Here is an 18,835-nt window from a genome sequence, read left to right on the forward strand (position 1 = left end):
ATGGGCGGGCTGCCGGGCCGTCCCGGCACCCGAATCCCCAGCCCCGATCGAAGGACTCCTCGTGCTCCGCACCCATGAGGCCGGCACCCTGCGTGCCGACCACTCCGGCCAGACCGTCACGCTCACGGGCTGGGTGGCCCGGCGGCGCGATCACGGCGGAGTGGCCTTCCTCGACCTGCGCGACGCCAGCGGCGTCGCCCAGGTGGTCGCGCGTGACGAGGTCCTCGCCGAGGGCGGCGCGCACGACCTGCGCAACGAGTACTGCGTCCGGGTCGTCGGCGAGGTGCGCACCCGCCCGGCGGGCAACGCCAACCCCGACCTGCCCACGGGCGAGATCGAGGTCCTGGCCGGCACCATCGAGGTGCTCAACCCCAGCGCCCCGCTGCCGTTCCAGATCGACGAGCGCGTGACGGTCGGCGAGGAGGCGCGGCTCAAGCACCGCTACCTCGACCTGCGCCGCCCCGGTGCGTCGTCCGCGGGTTCGGCGATCCGACTGCGCTCCAAGGTCAACGCCGCGGCCCGCAAGGTCCTCGGCGAGCGCGACTTCGTTGAGATCGAGACCCCGACGCTGACGCGCTCGACGCCCGAGGGTGCCCGCGACTTCCTCGTGCCGGCCCGCCTCGCGCCCGGTTCGTGGTACGCCCTGCCGCAGAGCCCGCAGCTGTTCAAGCAGCTGCTCATGGTCGCCGGGATGGAGCGGTACTACCAGATCGCCCGCTGCTACCGCGACGAGGACTTCCGCGCCGACCGCCAGCCGGAGTTCACCCAGCTCGACATCGAGATGTCCTTCGTCGAGCAGGACGACGTGCTCGAGCTCGGCGAGGCAGTGGTCAAGGAGGTCTGGCAGCTCATCGGTGTCGACCTGTCCACGCCCTTCGAGCGCATGACGTATGCCGAGGCGATGGCCCGGTTCGGCTCGGACAAGCCCGACCTGCGGTTCGGCAACGAGCTCGTCGACTGCACCGAGTACTTCAAGGACACCCCGTTCCGGGTCTTCCAGGCCGAGTACGTCGGTGCGGTCGTCATGCCCGGCGGTGCGTCGCAGCCGCGCAAGCAGCTCGACGCCTGGCAGGACTGGGCCAAGAGCCGCGGTGCGAGGGGTCTCGCGTACGTCCTCGTCCAGGAGGACGGCACCCTCGGCGGCCCGGTGGCCAAGAACCTCACCGACGCCGAGCGCGACGGCCTCGCCGCGCACGTGGGTGCGCAGCCGGGCGACTGCGTCTTCTTCGGTGCGGGCTCGGCGCGCTCGAGCCGGGCACTGCTCGGCGCTGCCCGCCTCGAGATCGGCCGTCGCTGCGGCCTCATCGACGAGGACGCGTGGTCGTTCCTCTGGGTCGTCGACGCCCCGCTGTTCGAGCCGTCGTCGGAGGCCGTCGCCGCCGGTGACGTCGCCGTCGGTGCCGGCGCGTGGACCGCGGTGCACCACGCGTTCACCTCGCCGAAGAAGGAGTTCGAGGACACCTTCGACACCGACCCCGGGCCGGCCCTCGCATACGCGTACGACATGGTCTGCAACGGCAACGAGATCGGCGGTGGCTCGATCCGTATCCACCGCCGCGACGTGCAGGAGCGGGTCTTCAAGGTCATGGGCCTGTCGCAGGAGGACGCCCAGGAGAAGTTCGGCTTCCTGCTCGACGCCTTCCAGTACGGCGCCCCGCCGCACGGCGGCATCGCCTTCGGCTGGGACCGCATCGTCTCGTTGCTGGCGCACACCGAGTCGATCCGCGACGTCATCGCGTTCCCGAAGTCCGGTGGCGGCTACGACCCGCTGACCGCTGCGCCGGCGCCGATCACGGCCGAGCAGCGCAAGGAGGCCGGGGTCGACGCCAAGCCGGCCGACAAGGCCCCCGCGCCCCAGGGCGCCGACGAGGTCAACCCGAAGCAGAGCTGATGGACCGCGCGCCCGGCGACGTGCTCGTGCACCTGCGCCGGGCGCGCGACCACGCCGACCGCCACTACACCGAGCCGATCGGGCTCGAGGAGCTGGCGGCGGTCGCCGGGCTGAGCAAGTACCACTTCCTGCGGCTGTTCCGGGCGGCCTACGGCCGCACGCCAGCGGCATACCTCAGCGAACGGCGGGTCGAGCGCGCCCAGGACCTGCTGCGCGCCACCAACCTCACGGTGACCGAGGTGTGCCACGCCGTGGGGTTCAGCAGCCTCGGCTCGTTCAGCAGCCGGTTCCGGGAGGTGGTGGGGGAGAGCCCCAGCGAGTTCCAGCGCCGGTATGCCGCGGGCGCACCCCACATCCCCGGGTGCTACGTCTTCATGTGGGGCCTGGTCGAGCGGAACGCCGCCCCGGCGAGCTCCGCAATCGAGGAGAAGCAGGCCGGGCGGAGCCACTCCTAGGCTCGCCGCATGATCACGAACATCAGCATCGTCAGCGTCTTCGTCAAGGACGTCGACGAGTCCAAGACGTTCTACACCGACGTCTTGGGCTTCGCGGAGAAGGACGACATCACCCTCGGCGAGGGCTACCGGTGGTGCACGGTGGTCCACCCCAGCCAGCCCGAGCTGCAGGTGCACCTCGCGGTGCCGGGTCCGCCGCTCGCGCCCGAGCTGGTCGAGGCGATCCGCCGGTCCCAGGACCAGGGCGGGATGAGCGGCGTCGGGCTCAACGTGGACGACTGCCAGAAGACGTACGAGGAGCTGTCGGCGAAGGGGGTCGAGTTCCTGCAGCCACCGTCGCAGCGGCCGTACGGCACCGAGGCCCTGTGCCGGGACAACTCGGGGAACTGGCTCGTCCTCGTCCAGCCCACCGAGTACACGCCGGCCGACTTCACCTGACACGCCGGTGCCGCCCGCTCCGGGAGCGGGCGGCACCAGCGCGGGGGTTGCCTACTTCGCGAGGAACTCGAGCAGGACCCGGTTGAACTCGTCCTGGTGCGAGACGTTGACGCCGTGCGGCCCGTCCGCCACGACGTGCAGCTCGCTACCGGCGACCGCCTCGTGGGTGCGCTGGCCGGACACCTCCAGGGGCACGGTGCCGTCGGAGTCGCCGTGGATGACCAGGGTCGGCACGGTCACCTTCGCCAGGTCGTCGCGGAAGTCGCTCACCCACGCCGCGATGCACTGCGCCGCCGCCTCCGGGTCGGCCTGCGCGGCGAGGCCGAGGGCCTCCTGGCGCTGGGCCTCAGTGACCTTGAGGTCGTCCCCGGCGCTGAAGAACCCGGTCATGAACCCGTCGAAGAAGGCCGGTGGGTCCTTGCGCAGGTCCGCCTGCATCGACTCCACGGTCGCCAGGTCCAGGCCGCCGTCGGGGTGGTCGTCGGACTTCAGCAGGAAGGGCGGGATCGCGGCGGCGAAGACGGCGCTGTGGACGCGGTCCTGACCGTGCCGGCCGAGGTAGCGGGCCACCTCGCCACCGCCCATCGAGAACCCGACCAGGCTGGCGTCGCGCAGGTCGAGGGCCTCCAGCACGGCCTCGAGGTCGTCGGCGAAGGTGTCGTAGTCGTAGCCGTCGGCCGGCTTGCCGGACTGGCCGAACCCGCGGCGGTCGTAGGTCACCACGCGGTAGCCGGCCTCGGTCAGGGCCGGCACCTGGTTCGACCACGAGGCGCCGCTGAGCGGCCAGCCGTGGATCAGGACGACCGGGCGACCGTCACCGCCGGTGTCCTCGACATGGATCTCGACCGAACCGTTGGTCACGTTGGGCATCTCAGTCCTTCCGTCGGTGGAACCGTCCGGACGAATGTAGGCACGGCCGCGGCCACTCCGCACGCCCGCAGGGGGGTGCGGCGGTCGGGCGTCGGCCCCCAGCCGGCGTGGACGCCCGAGGGGGCCGAGGTTCCGAGCCGGCTCAGCCGACCGGTGCGCGCACCAGCCGCCGGCTCGACCACTCGTGGACGTCGCCGTACCCGAGGCCCCGGTAGACCCTGCGGGCCACGGTGTTGTGCGAGTACATGCCGAGGGTGCAGACGCCCGACTCGGCGACGGCCTCGCGGGTCAGGTGGGCCGTGACCGCCAGTCCCAGCCCGGTGCCGCGGGCCCTTGCCGCGACGGTGATGCCGGCGAGCACGGGGGTCCGCGACACCCCCGGCTCACGGACGCCGCAGGCGAGCAGGCCGTCGCCCTCGCGCACCCCGAGCCAGTGCTGCCCCGGGTGCTCGAACGGGCGCGCGTCGGTGGTGGGGTTCGCCGCCTCCAGCAGGGCCCGGATCGCCGGCTCGTCGGCCGCCGTCAGCTCCTCGAGCCGCGACTCGGCCGGCACCTCGGGCGGGGGTGCGGTGGCGCACATCCACTCCCAGTCGTTGCCCCCGCCGAGCGGCAGGCGTGCCGCGACGGCGTCGAGGGAGCCGCGCTCGACCGTCACCGACGCCATGGGGGCCGGCAGCAGGTCGTCCGCGAGCAGCACGTCGAGGAGGCGCGCCGTCTCGTCCGGAGGCCCCATGAGGAGCAGGCCGAGTCCGCGTGTGTGCGTGCGCCGCGGGACGGCGACGGCCGCGCCGAGCGCGTGTGCCGTCCCCTCGAGCGGATCGGGGATGTCGTGGCGGACGAACGCACTTCCGCCCGTCGCGGCGAGCAGCTCCTCGTGGCTGGTGAGCGCCGTGGGCCGGGTGGCACCCGCGCGCGACGTCACTCCGTGATCCCGAACCGGGCGTGGAGGCGCTTCAGCCGCGCGGGCGCCCACCAGTTCCAGTCGCCGAGCAGCGTCATCGTCGCCGGCACCAGCAGCATGCGCACCAGGGTCGCGTCGATGGCCACGGCCGTCGCCAGTCCGACGCCGGTCTCCTTGATGACCAGGAGCTTGCCCGCCGCGAACCCGGAGAACACGATGACGACGAGCAGGGCCGCCGAGGTGATGATCCGCCCCGACCGCTGCAGGCCGACGACCACGGCGTCGTCGTTGGAGTAGCCCCGCTCGTGCAGCTCGACGATCCGTGACAGCAGGAACACCTCGTAGTCCATCGACAGCCCGAACCCGAAGGCCAGGATGAGCAGCGGGATCGTGGACTCGATCGCCCCGGCGGACGAGAAGGACAGCAGCCCCTCGAGGTTCCCCCGCTGGAAGACCAGGACGAGCACGCCGAGCGACGCTCCCAGCGACACGACGTTGAGGAGCAACGCCTTCACGGGGATCACGACGGACCCGGTCATGAGGAAGAGCAGCACCAGCGTCGCGAGGGCGACGAGCGCGAAGGCGTACGGCGCCCGGGCGAGCATCGAGTCGGTGAAGTCGGTGAGTCCGCTGGCCTGCCCGACCACCCAGGTCGGGAAGCCGGGGGTGTCCTCGCGCAGCTGGGTGGTCAGCGCCCGGGCGGGATCGTCCAGCGCCGCGCCCGGGACGTCGAGGCTCACGGTCGCCAGCCCGTCGCCGATGTCCTTGACGTCGCGCACGCGGCCACCGGCAGGCAGGGGTATGCCGGCGGCATACCGCTGCACCTGCGCCAGCGGGGCCCGGGCGACGACCACAACGTCGGCCCCGCCGAGCTGCGGGTAGTCCTTCGCCAGCCCCTCGAAGAACTGGCGCTGGCTGCTGCTGGTCGGCAGGAGCTGCTCACCGGAGGAGGTCAGCCGCAGGTCGAACGCGGGCAGCGCGAGGGCGACGAGTGCCGCGAGGACCACGGCGATGATCGGGATGGGGCGACCGTGCACCCACTGGGCGAGCCGGGAGAACACTCCGTGCTCGGGGGCGGTCTCGGTGCCACGGCGCAGCAGCCGGCGCGCGCCGAGGACGCACAGCGACGGGATGAGGGTCAGCGCGACGAGCATGGCGATGACGACCACGGACATGCCGGCCACGCCGATGCCCTTCATGATCGGGGCCTCGAAGACCAGCAGGCCGCCGAGCGAGATCGCGACGGTCAGCCCCGAGAAGACGACCGTCCGGCCGGCGGAGTCGACCGTGCGGGCCGCGGCCGACCGGATCATCTCGCCGGGGATCTGCGCAGCGGGCATGCCCTGGGCCCGCGCCCGCAGCTCCTCGCGGAACCGGCTCACGACGAGCAACCCGTAGTCGATGCACAGCCCCAGCCCGAGCACCGTGACGACGTTGACCGCGGTGGTGTCGAGGTCGATGAGGTAGGAGAAGCCGAGCAGCGAGGCGAGCGCCCCCGCGATCGACGCGACCGCCCCGGCGATCGGCATCCCGGCGGCGACGAAGCCGCCGAAGACGATGATCATCACGACGAAGCTGACCGGCAGGGCGATGCCCTCGCCCGTGCGCAGGTCGACCTCGAGCTGGTCGGTGATGGCGGTGATGAGGTCCGACAGGCCGGCCGCCGTGACCCGTGCGGCGGGTGCGGCGGAACGCACGGGGGCGAACGCGTCGCGGACGTCCGCCTCGAGCTGCTTCTGCTGCGCCTTGCCCGGGTCTCCGGAGAAGGTCACGACCGTGACGAACCCGCGCCCCGACGGCGAGCCGCCGGCCAGCAGCGGCGCGGCGGCCGGCCCCGTGGGCCCGCCCGGGACGACGTACGGGGAGGCGACCGAGGCCACGCCGGGAAGCCCCTTGATGTCGGCAGCGGTGCGGGTGGCGGCCTGCGCCAGCCCGGGGTCGGTGACATCGACGTCGTCGACCCGGACCGTGTAGGTCGTCAGCTGCGACTGGCCCTGCTTGACCAGCAGGTCGCGTCCGTCGGAGTTCTGCCCCGACACCGAGGGCTCGCCGGTGCTGAGCCGGGCGAACAGCCGCTCGTTGCCGAAGGCGCCGAGCGCCGTGGCGAACCCGAGCACGACGAGCACGACCCAGGTGAGCACGACCGTCTTCGGGCGGTGGGCCAGGGCGGACCCGAGCCGGGACAGCAGGGAGCGGGACCGGTCGGGGTGCAGTGTGCTGGGGGAGGGCGCGTCGGGCACGGGGGATAGCCTGCCACCCGTGGGAGGAGCGGCTGGAGAGGACCTGTTCGCGGCGACGAGTGCTGTGCGTGCCGGCGAGGCCGGCGACCGTATGCCGTCGGGCGCGCAGCTGCCTCCGCTCGCCGTCCGCATGCGGCCGCGCTCGCTGGAGGAGGTCCGCGGCCAGTCCGACGTCCTGCGCGCCGGCAGCCCGCTGCGACGGCTGATCGAGGGCTCGGGCGGCTCGGCTGGGCCGCTGTCGGCGATCATCTGGGGTCCGCCCGGCACGGGCAAGACCACCCTGGCCCACCTTGTCGCCAACGCCGCGGACCGCCGGTTCGTCGAGCTCTCCGCGGTCACCGCCGGCGTGAAGGACGTCCGGGCGGTCATGGAGCAGGCCCTGCGCGACCGCGACATGTTCGACCGGCAGACCGTGCTGTTCCTCGACGAGATCCACCGGTTCACCAAGGCCCAGCAGGACGCGCTGCTCCCCGGGGTCGAGAACCGGCAGGTGATCCTCGTGGCCGCGACGACCGAGAACCCGTCGTTCTCCGTCATCGCCCCGCTGCTGTCGCGGTCGATGCTCGTGACCCTGGGCCCCCTGACCGACGAGGAGGTCGCCGACGTCCTCGCCTCCGCCCTGGTCGACGAACGCGGACTGGCGGGCGAGTACACCCTCGCCGACGACGCCCGGGACCACCTGGTCCGGATCGCCGGCGGCGACGCACGCCGCTCCCTCACCTCGCTCGAGGCGGCCGCCGGCGTCGCCCAGGACGGGGTCGCGCCCGGGGCAGACGTCGACGGCCCGGTCGAGATCACGCTGGCGCACACCGAGCAGGCGGTCGCGCACGCCGCCGTCCGCTACGACCGCACCGGCGACCAGCACTACGACGTCGCGTCCGCGCTCATCAAGTCCATGCGCGGCTCGGACGTCGACGCGGCGCTGCACTACCTCGCGCGCATGCTCGAGGCGGGGGAGGACCCGCGGTTCATCGCCCGGCGCATCGTCATCTCCGCGTCGGAGGACGTCGGCATGGGGGACCCGACCGCCCTGCAGACGGCTGTCGCCGCGATGCACGCCGTCGCCCAGATCGGGATGCCCGAGGCGCGGATCATCCTGGCCCAGGCGGTGGTCCACAACGCGCTCGCGCCCAAGAGCAACGCGGCATACACCGGCATCAACGAGGCCATCGCGGACGTCCGGGCGGGCAAGGGCGGCCTCGTGCCGCCCCACCTGCGCGGTAGCGGGTATGCCGGCGCCAGCCGGCTCGGGCACGGCGACGGGTACGTCTACGCGCACGACGAGCCGGACGGGGTCGCCCGGCAGGCGTACCTGCCGGACGACCTGCAGGGGCGGACGGACTACTACCGACCCACCGACCGGGGGTTCGAGGCCCGGCTGCAGCAGCGCTGGACGTGGCTCAAGGAGCGCATCCGCGGCAGCTGACCGCCGCCCCTCGGGTCAGCCGGTGGTCAGCCGGTGGTGAGGTCGAACGGGTGCCCGGCGGGGTCCGCCAGCGTCCGCCAGCCGTCACCGCCCCCGGGGAGCTCGGTCGCGCCGAGCTCCAGCGCCCGCGCCACGGCTGTGTCGAGGTCGTCGACGAGGACGTCGAGGTGCGCCTGCTGCGGGTGCTGGGGGTCCGGCCAGCGCGGTGCGGTGTACTCCTGCACCTGCTGCACCATCAGGGTGTGGCCATCGGTCGTGACCATCGCGCCCTCCGGGCCGTCATAGGCCACCTTCACCCCGAACAGCCCGGCGTAGAAGTGGGCGAGGGCGGAGGCGTCGGGCGCGTCGTAGGTCACGGCGTACAGGCCGACCCCCTCCTGCCCGTCCTTCTGGCACAGGTCGAACGGGTGCCCGGCAGGGTCGGCCAGGGTCACCCACGACGCGCCGTCGGCCAGCCGGGTGGCGCCGAGGGAGACCGCCCGCTGTGCGGCCGCCTCGGTGCCGTCGACCAGCAGGTCGAGGTGGGCCTGCTGCGGGTGCTCCTGCCCCGGCCACTGCGGTGCCCGGTGGTCGGCCACCTGCTGGAAGGCGACCTCCTGGCCGTCGGGTGCGCGCAGCGTGGCCCAGTCGCCCACGTCACGGACCACCTCCCAGCCCGTGAGGTCGGCCCAGAAGCGCGCGGCGGCCCCCGCGTCCGGGACGTCGAAGGCGACCAGCTCGTAGCGTCCTGTCTCATCCATGGCCGCATCGTGCACCCGGCCACCGACAGCGCCCGTGACCACGACGTCGACGGGCGCGGACGGGGACGCGAACGGGCTCGCGGACGAGCCTGCGAACCGGGTCGCGAACGGGGTCGCGGGGCGGCGGACAAGTCGGACGGGCGAGGCGCGGGCGTCGGGGTAGGGTGCTCGCCATGGATTCAGTGAGTCTGGGCGACATCGCAGGCATGGTCGCCGCGCTGGCCTTCGCGTTCCTCGTGTTCCGGCTGGGGAGCGTGATCGGCAAGGCCGGCAAGATCCTCGACGAGACGAGGGTCAGCGTGCGCACGACCACCGAGAACGTCCAGCCGACGCTGCTCAAGCTCACCGACACCGTCAGCCTGACCAACGAGCAGCTGGCCCGGGTCGACACGATCACCACCAACGTCTCGGCGATCACCACGAACGCCAGCGCGCTGACGTCGCTGTTCGCGGCCACGCTCGGCAGCCCGGTGGTCAAGGTCGCCGCGTTCACCTACGGCGTCCGCTCGGCGCTCGGTGGCGGCGGGCAGCGCAACGCGGGCGGCCGTCGCCGCCGCAGGGGCTGATCGCCGGTGTCCCGACTCTTCTGGACCGCCCTGGGCGCCGCCGCCGGTGTGTATGCCGTGCGCCGGCTGAGCAAGGCCGCGCAGGCGTACACCCCCTCCGGGGTCGCCCACGGCCTGTCCGACTTCGGCGAGGGGCTCAAGGAGCTCGCTGCCGCCGTGCGTGAGGGCATGGAGCAGCGCGAGGGCGAGCTGCGCCTCGCGCTGGGCATCGACACCGACACCGTCGACGACGTCGCGGGCCGTCCCCGGCTCGACGCCGACTCCGCGCGGGCGCTGCTCGACGACCCGACGGGCCCCGGGGCGCACCGAGCTCGGTAGGGGCGCCGGCGCCCCGCGCTGCCGCCCCGCACACGCCCACCGCACTGCCCGTACGATTCGTCATGTCCGCCTGCAGACGCGCGGCATGCGCTTAAGGACTGATTCACCCATGGAAACCGCCGAGATCAGGCGCCGCTGGCTCTCCTTCTTCGAGGGTCGGGGCCACACCGTCGTCCCCTCCGCACCGCTCATCTACGACGACCCGAACCTGCTGTTCGTCAACGCCGGGATGGTGCCCTTCAAGCCGTACTTCCTCGGCCAGCAGACCCCGCAGTGGGACCGGGCCACCTCGGTGCAGAAGTGCGTCCGCACCCAGGACATCGAGGAGGTCGGCAAGACCTCGCGCCACGGCACGTTCTTCCAGATGAACGGCAACTTCTCCTTCGGCGACTACTTCAAGGCCGGCGCCATCGAGTTCGCCTGGGAGCTGCTCACCACGCCCCAGGCCCAGGGCGGCTACGGCATCGAGCCCGACAAGCTGTGGGCGACCGTCTTCGAGGACGACGACGAGGCCGCAGACCTGTGGGTGCAGCTCACGGACATCCCGCGCGAGCGCATCGTGCGCCGCGGGCTGGCCGACAACTACTGGCACATGGGCGTCCCCGGCCCCGGCGGCCCGTGCTCGGAGATCTACGTCGACCGTGGCCCGGAGTACGGCCCCGACGGCGGCCCGGCGGTCGACGAGGACCGGTTCATGGAGGTGTGGAACCTCGTCTTCATGCAGTCCAAGCTGTCGCAGGTCCGCAGCAAGGTCGACTTCGACGTCTCCGGGCCGCTGCCCAAGCCGAACATCGACACCGGCATGGGCCTGGAGCGGATCGCCTCGATCCTGCAGGGCGTCGACAACATGTACGAGATCGACGAGGTCTACCCCGTCCTCGAGCGTGCGGCCGAGCTCACCGGCAAGAAGTACGGCCAGCAGTCCGGGCACGACGCGGCGCACAGCCACCCCGACGACGTCCGGCTGCGCGTCGTGGCCGACCACGTCCGCTCGAGCCTGATGCTCATCGGCGACGGCGTCACCCCGGGCAACGAGGGCCGCGGCTACGTCCTGCGCCGGATGCTGCGCCGCGCGGTGCGTTCGATGCGCCTGCTCGGCTTCGACGAGCCGAGCCTGCCGCTGCTGCTGCCGGTGTCGGTGGAGCGGATGAGCCAGTCCTACCCCGAGCTGCGTGACGGGTTCGAGCGCATCTCCCAGATCGCGTATGCCGAGGAGGACGCCTTCCGGCGCACCCTCGCCGCGGGCACGACCATCCTGGACACCGCGGTGACCCGCACCAGGGAGTCCGGCGGCAGCACCCTGGCGGGGGAGCAGGCGTTCCAGCTCCACGACACCTACGGGTTCCCGATCGACCTCACCCTCGAGATGGCCGCCGAGCAGGGCCTGGAGGTCGACCGCGAGGGCTTCACCCGGCTCATGCAGGAGCAGCGCGAGCGGGCCAAGGCCGACGCGAAGGCCAAGAAGGGCGGCCACGCCAACACCGAGGTCTGGAAGGACCTGCGGGCGCTCGGCGCGACCGACTGGCGCGCGTACTCCGAGCTGACCACCGAGGCGAAGGTCCTCGGCCTGGTCGTGGACGGGGAGCGCGTCGAGGAGCTCGAGCCCGGCCAGCGCGGCCAGGTCGTGCTGGACCGCACCCCGTTCTACGCCGAGTCCGGTGGCCAGATCGCCGACGAGGGCGTCATCGTCGCCGACGGCGCGCACCTCAAGGTCGTCGACGTCCAGCGCCCGGTCAAGGGCCTGGTCGTGCACACCGTCGAGGTCCTCACCGGCCCGGTCCGCCAGGGCCTGGAGGTCAGCGCCGAGGTCGACCCCGAGTGGCGCATCTCGGCGTGCCAGGCGCACTCAGGCACGCACGTCGTGCACGCGGCGCTGCGCCAGGTGCTCGGCCCGTCGGCCCTGCAGTCCGGCTCCTACAACAAGCCCGGCTACCTGCGCCTCGACTTCGCGTGGGGACAGGCGCTCAGCGCCGAGACCCGCAGCGAGATCGAGGAGGTGGCGAACCTCGCGGTCCGCCAGGACCTGCCAGTCTCCGCGCAGTACATGACCCTGCCCGAGGCCCGCGAGTTCGGTGCGCTGGCGCTGTTCGGGGAGACCTACGACGAGCAGGTCCGCGTCATCGAGATCGGTGGCCCCTGGTCCCGCGAGCTGTGCGGTGGCACGCACGTCGGCCACTCCAGCCAGATCGGCGCGCTGTCGGTCACCGGTGAGTCCTCGGTCGGCTCCGGCGTGCGCCGCCTGGAGGCGTTCGTCGGCATGGACGCGCTGCGCTACCTGGCCAAGGAGCGTGCGCTCGTCGCGGAGCTGACCGACATCGTCAAGGTCCAGCCCGGAGAGCTCAAGGAGCGGGTCGCCCAGCTCGTGGCGCGGGTCCGCGAGGCCGAGCGCGAGATCGAGCGGATGCACCGCGAGCAGGTCCAGGCCCAGACCGGCCGGCTCGTGGAGTACGCCCGCGACGTCGACGGGGTCCGCCTGCTCACCCACGACGCCGGTGAGGGCGCGTCCGCGGACGACCTGCGCACCATGGCCCTGGACCTGCGGGGCCGGCTCGGTGACGCGGCCCCCGCGGTCGTGGCGCTGACCGGGGTCGCGAAGGGCCGTCCGTCGGTCGTCGTCGCCACCAACGCCGGCGCCCGAGAGCGCGGGATCCGCGCCGGCGCGCTCGTCCGGGTCGCCGCGCAGGCGCTCGGCGGCGGGGGCGGCGGCAAGGACGACCTGGCCCAGGGCGGCGGCACCGACGCCAGCCGTACCGGTGAGGCCCTCGGACAGGTCGACGCGGCCGTCCGGAACGGCTCGGCCGGGTGACCGACCCGCACGACACGTCGATGCCCACCCGCCCCGGCCGGCGGGTGGGCATCGACGTCGGCAGCGTGCGCGTCGGCGTCGCCGCGAGCGACCCCTCCGCGCTGCTGGCCACCCCGGTCCGGACCGTGGCGAGGGACGCCGACGCCACGGCCGAGGCCCCCACCGACGTCGAGGAGATCGTCGAGCTGGTGCGCGAGCTCGAGGCGGTGGAGGTCGTCGTGGGGCTGCCGCGCTCACTTTCGGGCTCCGAAGGTCCCGCTGCCGGCATCGCACGCACGTATGCTGGGCGGCTGGCGGTCCGCGTCGCCCCGGTTCCCGTGCGTCTCCTCGACGAGCGGAACACCACGGTCGAGGCCCACCGCCAGCTCCGCGCCAGCGGTGTCGGCGGCCGGTCCCAGCGGGCCGTCGTCGACCAGGCGGCAGCAGTCCTCATCCTGCAGGCGGCACTGGACGCGGAGCGCAGCTCAGGGCGCCCGCCCGGCGAGCTGGTGAGGACCGGTGGGCGCAAGCCCAGGACGAAGGACAGGCACCGATGACCGAGCCCCGGCTGGATCACTCGATCTTCGGGGGGCACGACGAGCACCACGAGCACCCGGACGTGCACCACGGGGACGCGCCCGTCCGCACGCGGTCCGAGCGGCACCAGCGCCCGCGCCGCCGTCGTCGGCGTGGCCGCCGGTTCGGCATCCTCGTCGTGGCCCTGGCCATCGTGGCGGCCGCAGCGCTCGCGGCATACACGGTCCTGCGCCCGGTCGTCGACGGGTTCCTGGAGAGCAACGACTACCCCGGCCCGGGCACCGGGCAGGTGCAGGTGACCATCAAGGACGGCGACCTGCCACCGGCCATGGGCCGCGCGCTCGTCGCCGCGGGCGTGGTGAAGTCGACCAAGGCGTTCGCCGACGCGGCTGCCGCGAACCCGCGCATCACGGGCGTCCAGCCGGGCACGTACACGTTCCGCAAGCAGATGAAGGCCGCGGACGCGGTGGCGATCCTGATCGACTCGAAGAACCGCGCCGACGTCCCCCGCGTGACGATCCGCGAGGGGTTGTGGAAGAACGAGATCTTCGCCGCCCTGTCCAAGGGGACGGGTGTGCCCGTGGCCGACTACCAGGCAGCGGCCAAGGACCCGGCCGCGCTCGGCCTGCCGGCTGCGGCCAAGGGCAACGTCGAGGGCTGGCTGTTCCCGTCGACGTACGAGTTCGCGAAGGACGCCACCGCCACCGACCAGCTCAAGCAGATGGTCGCGATGACGGTGAGCGAGCTCTCCAAGGCCGGGGTCGACGAGGGCGACGCCGAGCGCGTCCTGACCGTGGCGTCGATCGTCGAGGGAGAGGTCAGCGGCGACGCCGACCGTGGCAAGGTCGCGCGCGTCATCGTCAACCGGCTCGCGACCAGGGGCGCGCCCAACTTCGGGCTGCTGCAGATGGACTCCACCGTCCACTACGCCGTCCAGAAGCGCGGCCGCGCCGGCACCAGCAATGCCGACCGGCAGAGCCCGAGCCCGTACAACACCTACAAGGTCCAGGGCCTGCCGCCCGGGCCGATCAACAGCCCCGGCGCGGCCTCGATCGAGGCGGCCGCCAACCCGACCCCGGGGCCGTGGCTGTTCTTCGTGACCGTCGACCCCGACACGGGCGAGACCAAGTTCGCCGCCACGCAGGCCGAGCACGACCGGAACGTCAAGGAGTTCCAGTCGTGGTGCCGGCAGCACAGCGACCGGTGCTGAACGCTGCCGTCCTGGGGCAGCCGGTGGCCCACTCGCTGTCGCCGACGCTGCACGCTGCCGGCTACCGCGCGCTCGGGCTGACCGAGTGGCGCTACACCGCGCACGAGGTGGGCGCCGACGACCTGGCTGGCTGGGTGGGGGAGCGCGACGAGTCCTGGCGCGGCCTCAGCCTCACCATGCCGCTCAAGGAGGTGGCGTTCGAGGTCGCCGCGACGGTGACGGAGACCGCGCGGGTCACCGGGGCGGTCAACACCCTGGTCCGGCGTGAGGACCTCGGGTGGGACGCCCACAACACCGACGTCCACGGCATCGAGGCAGCCCTGGCCGGCGCCCCGCACGACGGTGCCGCGACCGTCCTCGGGGGCGGTGCGACGGCGCGCAGCGCGCTGCTCGCCCTGGCAGGTCTGGGGGTGCGTTCGGTGCAGCTGGCGGTCAGGGGCGACGCGCGGCCCGAGACGCTGCGGCTGGCCGTGCACGCCGGCGTGGCGGTCGAGGTCGTCGCGCTGGCGGACTGGGCGAGGGACCCGGGTCGCCTCGTGGTCAGCACGCTTCCGCCTGCCGGTGCGGTGGCCGCCGCGGCCGCACTGGGGGGCCCGGCCGGCGGTCGGAAGGGGCGCGAGCTGTCGGGCGCGACGGTCATGGACGTCGTCTACGCCGACTGGCCCACGCCCCTGGCGCGAGCGGCCACGGCGGCGGGCGCCACCGTGGTGTCGGGGCTCGACATGCTCGTCCACCAGGCTGCGGAGCAGTTCCGGCTGTTCACCGGCGAGGCCCCGCCCGTGGACGCGATGTATGCCGCCGGGCGACAGGCCCTGGCCCGGTGACCGTCTGGGCGCCGCACGCCGGGACGGCGTGGTGGCTCGTCATGGTCTTCACCCTGGCCGGGGCGCTGGTCGGTGTGCTGACGGGGCGCCAGCTCGCCACCGGCGGCTACCGCATCGAGTCGGACGAGGCCGGCGAACTGCCGCGCCACGCGTGGTGGCCGGGGGTGGCGCTCGCGCTGCTGTGGGGCTGGCTCTCCTGGCAGGTGGGTGGTTCGGCCGGCTGGGCCGCGCTGCCGGCATACCTCGCGTTCGCATGGCTCGCGGTCGCCCTGGTGTGGATCGACGCCGACGTGCACCGCCTCCCGGACGGGCTCGTGCTGCCGGCGTACCCCGTGCTGCTGGTGCTCGTGGCGGTGGCCGCGCTGGGGGCGGGGGAGTGGCAGCCCCTGGTGCGGGCGCTGGTCTGCGCGGCGGCCCTCTACGCGCTGTACTTCGTGCTCGCGCTGGTCTCCCCGGGGTCGCTCGGGTTCGGCGACGTGAAGCTCTCCGGCCTCATCGGCCTCGTCCTCGGCTGGCTCGGGGTCGGCGCCGTCGTCATGGGGACGGTTGCGGGCTTCGTCGTCGGTGGAGTGGTCGCCCTGGTCATGCTGGCCGGGCGGCGGGTCGGGCTCCGGTCGCACATCGCCTTCGGGCCCGCGATGCTCGTGGGCGCCTTCGTCGGTGTCGCCGCCCGCTACACGCTCTGAGCGGGTGCGTCCCGGTTCTCGCGTCCGGGAGAAGGTCACCGCGACACCCGCGGTTCCTGCCACGTCGTTGCGTCACGGCAGGGATGTGGACGCGACAGGTCGGTGCGAGGCTGGTCCCGTCGATGTGGCCGATCTGAGCAGGGGGTGCCGTGACGAACACCGGGCGCGTGACGTCCTCGGAGCAGTTCGAGGCGCGGTTGGTCGACGTCCGCGCGCAGGCAGGCTCTGCTGCGGGGTACGAGGCCGCGGTGACCGCACTGGCCCACGACCTGCCGCCGGTGCGGTGGGGGACGGTGCTCAAGGTCGCCCGTGCCGGGCTGCCGGACGAGGCCGCCGTGTCCTCGACGGCCAGAGGACGTGAGGCGGCCCTGGCGGAGGAGCTCTGGGACTGGCTGGCCGACGTCCGACACGGCAGGGTCGCTCCCGGTGACTTGGCGGTGGCAGTGCCTGCGTATGTCGCCCTGCCGGCCCGCGAGGACTTCGATGACGTGGCCGGACGCGGGTCGAGCATCGACGCGCACACGCTCTGCATGCTCGTGGTCGAACGAGTGCTGACGTGGGTCGGCGCGGGCGAGGTGCACGAGCAGACCGAGACGGATCTCTTCCGGTGGCTCCACCTGCGCGCACACCCCGAACCGACCTCCGAGCAGCTGGCGCAGGTGATGGCACGGCGCCGTCGACGGCTCGAGGCCGTCACCCGTCCCGCCGGTGAGGTGGCCGGGTCGCTGTGCTCGTCCGCACCACCGGCCGGGTGGCTCGACGACGCCCTCGAGGCCATCGTCGCCGGCCCCTACTCGGCCGACCAGCTCGACGAGATGCTGGAGCAGCTCGCGGCCGGACAGGGGGGCGGCTCGCCCCGGTGGGAGAGCTGCCGCCAGGGGTTCGCCGTGGGGGTCCAGACCGAGCTCACCGCGCTCGCGCCTGCGGATGCCGCGTCCGTGCACGGTTCGCTGCTGCGCTGGCTGGTCGATCAGGCCGTGCCGGTCACGGTGGCCCGCCTGAGGTGGGCAGAGAGCTACACCCGGTTGGTGCTGGCGTTCCTCGCACCGCACCCGTCGCGCGACGGGCGCAACACAGCACTGCAGGCACACCACCTCGCCCTTGCCGCCATGCGTCGCGAAGGGGGTCCGGGCCCGGATCTGCTGGAGGAGCTGATCCTGGTCGCCTGGTTGTGCCACCAGCAGCGGTTGGGGCTCGACGTCGCGGCCTTCCTCGAGAGCCGTACGAAGCTCGCGCGGCTGCTCGGTTGAGCTCGAGGACGTGGGGGCGCCGGAGTCGGTAGTCTCCGACCCGTGACCGGGGTGGGGACCTTCGCGCTGAGACCGCCCAGCCTGGCGGGAGAGGTCGAGCGCCGGCTGCTGGTCAACTTCCGGGTCGACCCCACCGTGATCGGCCGCCTGCTGCCGCCGGGGTTCCGACCCCAGATCGTCGACGGGTATGCCGTCGCCGGGATCTGCCTGATCCGGCTCGGTTCGATGCGCCCGCGCGGGCTGCCCGCGTGGGTCGGCCTGCGCAGCGAGAACGCTGCCCACCGCGTTGCGGTGGAGTGGGACTCCCCGCGTGGGATCCGGACCGGCGTCTACATCCCCCGACGAGACAGCAGCTCACCGGTCAACGTCCTCGTCGGTGGGCGCCTGTTCCCCGGTGAGCACCACCGTGCCGACTTCGACGTCAGTGAGTCGACCGAGCGGATGCGCGTGGCCTTCGCAGCCCGCGACGGGAGTGCCGAGGTCAGCGTGGCTGTCGGCATCACGGACCAGCTGCGCGGCAGCAGGCTGTTCGCCGACGTGGCTGCCGCCTCGGCCTTCTTCGAGCGCGGGTCGGTCGGGTACTCAGGCACACGCGATCCCGGGCGGTTCGACGGGCTCGCCCTGCGCACCAACGCCTGGCGAGTTGACCCGGCCGAGGTGTTGGAGGCGCACTCCTCGTTCTTCTCCGACCGGTCGGCATTCCCTGACGGGTCTGCGCAGCTCGACTGCGCGCTCGTCATGCGGCGTGTCCCCGTCACGTGGGAACCGCTGACGCCGCTCGAGCCGACGGCATCGACGGTCGGATCCTCGTAGGACGAACGCCGGCTGATGCCGACCAGGGGGCGCGCAGTGTTCGACGTCGCCACGCGCGCCTCGCGGCAGACCACGACCGAGGTTCAGCGGTCCGGGTCGGCCACCAGCTCCACCTCGACCTCATCGCCCGCGCCGCGTCCCGTCTGCTTGCGGGTCTCCGCGTTGAACGAGACGAGGTAGCGGCCTCCCATCACCCCGATGGTCGTCCTGTAGGTGTAGTCGCCGTCGATCGTCACCACGACGGGGACCCGCTTCCCGCGGTCGAAGGCGAGCACCGTCTCCTCGGGAACGACGATGCCCACGTTGTTGCCGCCTGTCGCCTGGAGCACCGTGCGGAAGGTCGTCATGCGTTCACGATAGATCCCGCGGTGCACCCATCCGCCGCGATCCGCCCGGTCCGGGCCTGCGAGGTCGGGAGGGTCGACGTCCGTCCCCGGCGCGACGTCCCCGCTCGGGAAGGGCGCGACGTCACTGCTCACTGCGCGGCGACGAGGTTGCCCCGGTCACCCGCCGAACGGCAGCAGCTGCCCCAGGAGAAACGGGACGCACAGCCCGACCGCCGACCCCCACAGCAGCGGCTTCCACCACGGGCCTGCAAGGACCCGGGCTGCGAGCACGAGACCACCCGCCAGGGCCAGCGTCAGCGGCGCCACCCAGAACATGAGGGAACCGACCACGCAGCCGGCGAGCAGGCCCAGGACGCACAGGGCTGCTTGCGCTGCGCTGCGCAGCACCCCCGACCGGCGCCGATGCACCGCACCGGGCGTGCTGGGCGTGTCTGGGGCGGCCATGGTGCCGCATCCTCGCACGCGTCGCCGCCGCCTGCGGGAGTCCGCGGTCTGCCGCCCGCGGGAGACCGGGGTCCGCCGCCCGCGGGAGACCGGG

General features: G+C 73.0%; 19 protein-coding genes. 13 read left to right on the forward strand and 6 right to left on the reverse strand.

Annotated elements, in window-relative coordinates; genetic code table 11:
- Positions 1–61 precede the first annotated feature (61 nt).
- From aspS to RKE38_RS18420, 3 genes are read left to right on the forward strand one after another with little or no spacing between them, the layout of a single operon-like run.
- On the forward strand, positions 62–1,891 hold the full coding sequence (gene aspS, locus RKE38_RS18410) for an aspartate--tRNA ligase (protein WP_316008934.1): 1,830 nt from the start codon (positions 62–64) through the stop codon (positions 1,889–1,891).
- Positions 1,891–2,346, forward strand: coding sequence for an AraC family transcriptional regulator (locus tag RKE38_RS18415; RefSeq protein WP_316008935.1), 456 nt, complete (start codon positions 1,891–1,893; stop codon positions 2,344–2,346). Before aspS ends, RKE38_RS18415 begins: the two co-directional genes overlap by 1 nt.
- Before the next feature lie 9 nt (positions 2,347–2,355).
- A complete protein-coding gene (locus tag RKE38_RS18420; RefSeq protein WP_316008936.1) occupies positions 2,356–2,784 on the forward strand; it encodes a VOC family protein in 429 nt (142 codons plus the stop codon).
- A gap of 51 nt (positions 2,785–2,835) precedes the next feature.
- Here RKE38_RS18420 and RKE38_RS18425 read toward each other — a convergent pair whose 3' ends face one another.
- The 3 genes from RKE38_RS18425 to RKE38_RS18435 form a co-directional block, all read right to left on the reverse strand.
- Positions 2,836–3,654, reverse strand: coding sequence for an alpha/beta hydrolase (locus RKE38_RS18425; RefSeq protein WP_316008937.1), 819 nt, complete (start codon positions 3,652–3,654; stop codon positions 2,836–2,838).
- A gap of 142 nt (positions 3,655–3,796) precedes the next feature.
- Positions 3,797–4,576 (reverse strand): GNAT family N-acetyltransferase, encoded by a 780-nt coding sequence (locus RKE38_RS18430; protein WP_316008938.1) that lies wholly within the window; start codon positions 4,574–4,576, stop codon positions 3,797–3,799.
- On the reverse strand, positions 4,573–6,795 hold the full coding sequence (locus tag RKE38_RS18435) for an MMPL family transporter (RefSeq protein WP_316008939.1): 2,223 nt from the start codon (positions 6,793–6,795) through the stop codon (positions 4,573–4,575). Before RKE38_RS18435 ends, RKE38_RS18430 begins: the two co-directional genes overlap by 4 nt.
- Positions 6,796–6,886: 91 nt before the next feature.
- Between RKE38_RS18435 and RKE38_RS18440 the strand changes: the two genes are divergently transcribed.
- Entirely contained in the window at positions 6,887–8,221 is a 1,335-nt protein-coding gene (locus RKE38_RS18440; protein ID WP_316009134.1) for a replication-associated recombination protein A, read from the forward strand.
- Positions 8,222–8,247: 26 nt separating this feature from the next.
- On the opposite strand, the gene RKE38_RS18445 is transcribed toward RKE38_RS18440, so the two are convergent.
- Positions 8,248–8,961, reverse strand: coding sequence for a VOC family protein (locus RKE38_RS18445; RefSeq protein WP_316008940.1), 714 nt, complete (start codon positions 8,959–8,961; stop codon positions 8,248–8,250).
- A gap of 173 nt (positions 8,962–9,134) precedes the next feature.
- Here RKE38_RS18445 and RKE38_RS18450 point away from each other — a divergent pair, with 173 nt between their 5' ends.
- The 9 genes from RKE38_RS18450 to RKE38_RS18490 all read left to right on the forward strand — a co-directional run bounded on the left by RKE38_RS18450 (position 9,135) and on the right by RKE38_RS18490 (position 17,950).
- Complete coding sequence (locus RKE38_RS18450) at positions 9,135–9,527, forward strand: DUF948 domain-containing protein (protein ID WP_410055484.1); 393 nt, start codon at positions 9,135–9,137, stop codon at positions 9,525–9,527.
- 6 nt (positions 9,528–9,533) lie between these two features.
- Positions 9,534–9,845: a DUF6167 family protein gene (locus RKE38_RS18455; RefSeq protein ID WP_316008941.1), complete on the forward strand. Its 312-nt coding sequence runs from the start codon at positions 9,534–9,536 to the stop codon at positions 9,843–9,845.
- Between the two features lie 109 nt (positions 9,846–9,954).
- Positions 9,955–12,651, forward strand: a complete 2,697-nt coding sequence (gene alaS, locus RKE38_RS18460) for an alanine--tRNA ligase (RefSeq protein WP_316008942.1) — start codon at positions 9,955–9,957, stop codon at positions 12,649–12,651.
- A 20-nt stretch (positions 12,652–12,671) separates the two neighbouring features.
- Complete coding sequence (gene ruvX / locus RKE38_RS18465) at positions 12,672–13,187, forward strand: Holliday junction resolvase RuvX (protein ID WP_316008943.1); 516 nt, start codon at positions 12,672–12,674, stop codon at positions 13,185–13,187.
- Entirely contained in the window at positions 13,184–14,377 is a 1,194-nt protein-coding gene (gene mltG / locus RKE38_RS18470) for an endolytic transglycosylase MltG (protein ID WP_316008944.1), read from the forward strand. The genes ruvX and mltG overlap by 4 nt, the downstream gene beginning before the upstream one ends.
- Complete coding sequence (locus RKE38_RS18475) at positions 14,347–15,201, forward strand: shikimate dehydrogenase (protein ID WP_316008945.1); 855 nt, start codon at positions 14,347–14,349, stop codon at positions 15,199–15,201. Before mltG ends, RKE38_RS18475 begins: the two co-directional genes overlap by 31 nt.
- Positions 15,198–15,887, forward strand: coding sequence for an A24 family peptidase (locus RKE38_RS18480; protein WP_316008946.1), 690 nt, complete (start codon positions 15,198–15,200; stop codon positions 15,885–15,887). Before RKE38_RS18475 ends, RKE38_RS18480 begins: the two co-directional genes overlap by 4 nt.
- A 149-nt stretch (positions 15,888–16,036) precedes the next feature.
- Positions 16,037–17,137 (forward strand): hypothetical protein, encoded by a 1,101-nt coding sequence (locus RKE38_RS18485; RefSeq protein ID WP_316008947.1) that lies wholly within the window; start codon positions 16,037–16,039, stop codon positions 17,135–17,137.
- Positions 17,138–17,179: 42 nt separating this feature from the next.
- Positions 17,180–17,950 carry a DUF2071 domain-containing protein gene (locus RKE38_RS18490; RefSeq protein ID WP_316008948.1) on the forward strand — a complete coding sequence of 257 codons (771 nt, stop codon included), beginning with the start codon at positions 17,180–17,182 and terminating at the stop codon, positions 17,948–17,950.
- Positions 17,951–18,033: 83 nt separating this feature from the next.
- Here RKE38_RS18490 and RKE38_RS18495 read toward each other — a convergent pair whose 3' ends face one another.
- A complete protein-coding gene (locus RKE38_RS18495) occupies positions 18,034–18,297 on the reverse strand; it encodes a DUF1905 domain-containing protein (protein ID WP_316008949.1) in 264 nt (87 codons plus the stop codon).
- A gap of 156 nt (positions 18,298–18,453) precedes the next feature.
- Entirely contained in the window at positions 18,454–18,741 is a 288-nt protein-coding gene (locus RKE38_RS18500) for a hypothetical protein (RefSeq protein ID WP_316008950.1), read from the reverse strand.
- Positions 18,742–18,835: the final 94 nt, after the last annotated feature.

It is taken from the genome of Phycicoccus sp. M110.8 (assembly GCF_032464895.1).
In the GTDB taxonomy this organism is placed as follows: domain Bacteria; phylum Actinomycetota; class Actinomycetes; order Actinomycetales; family Dermatophilaceae; genus Pedococcus.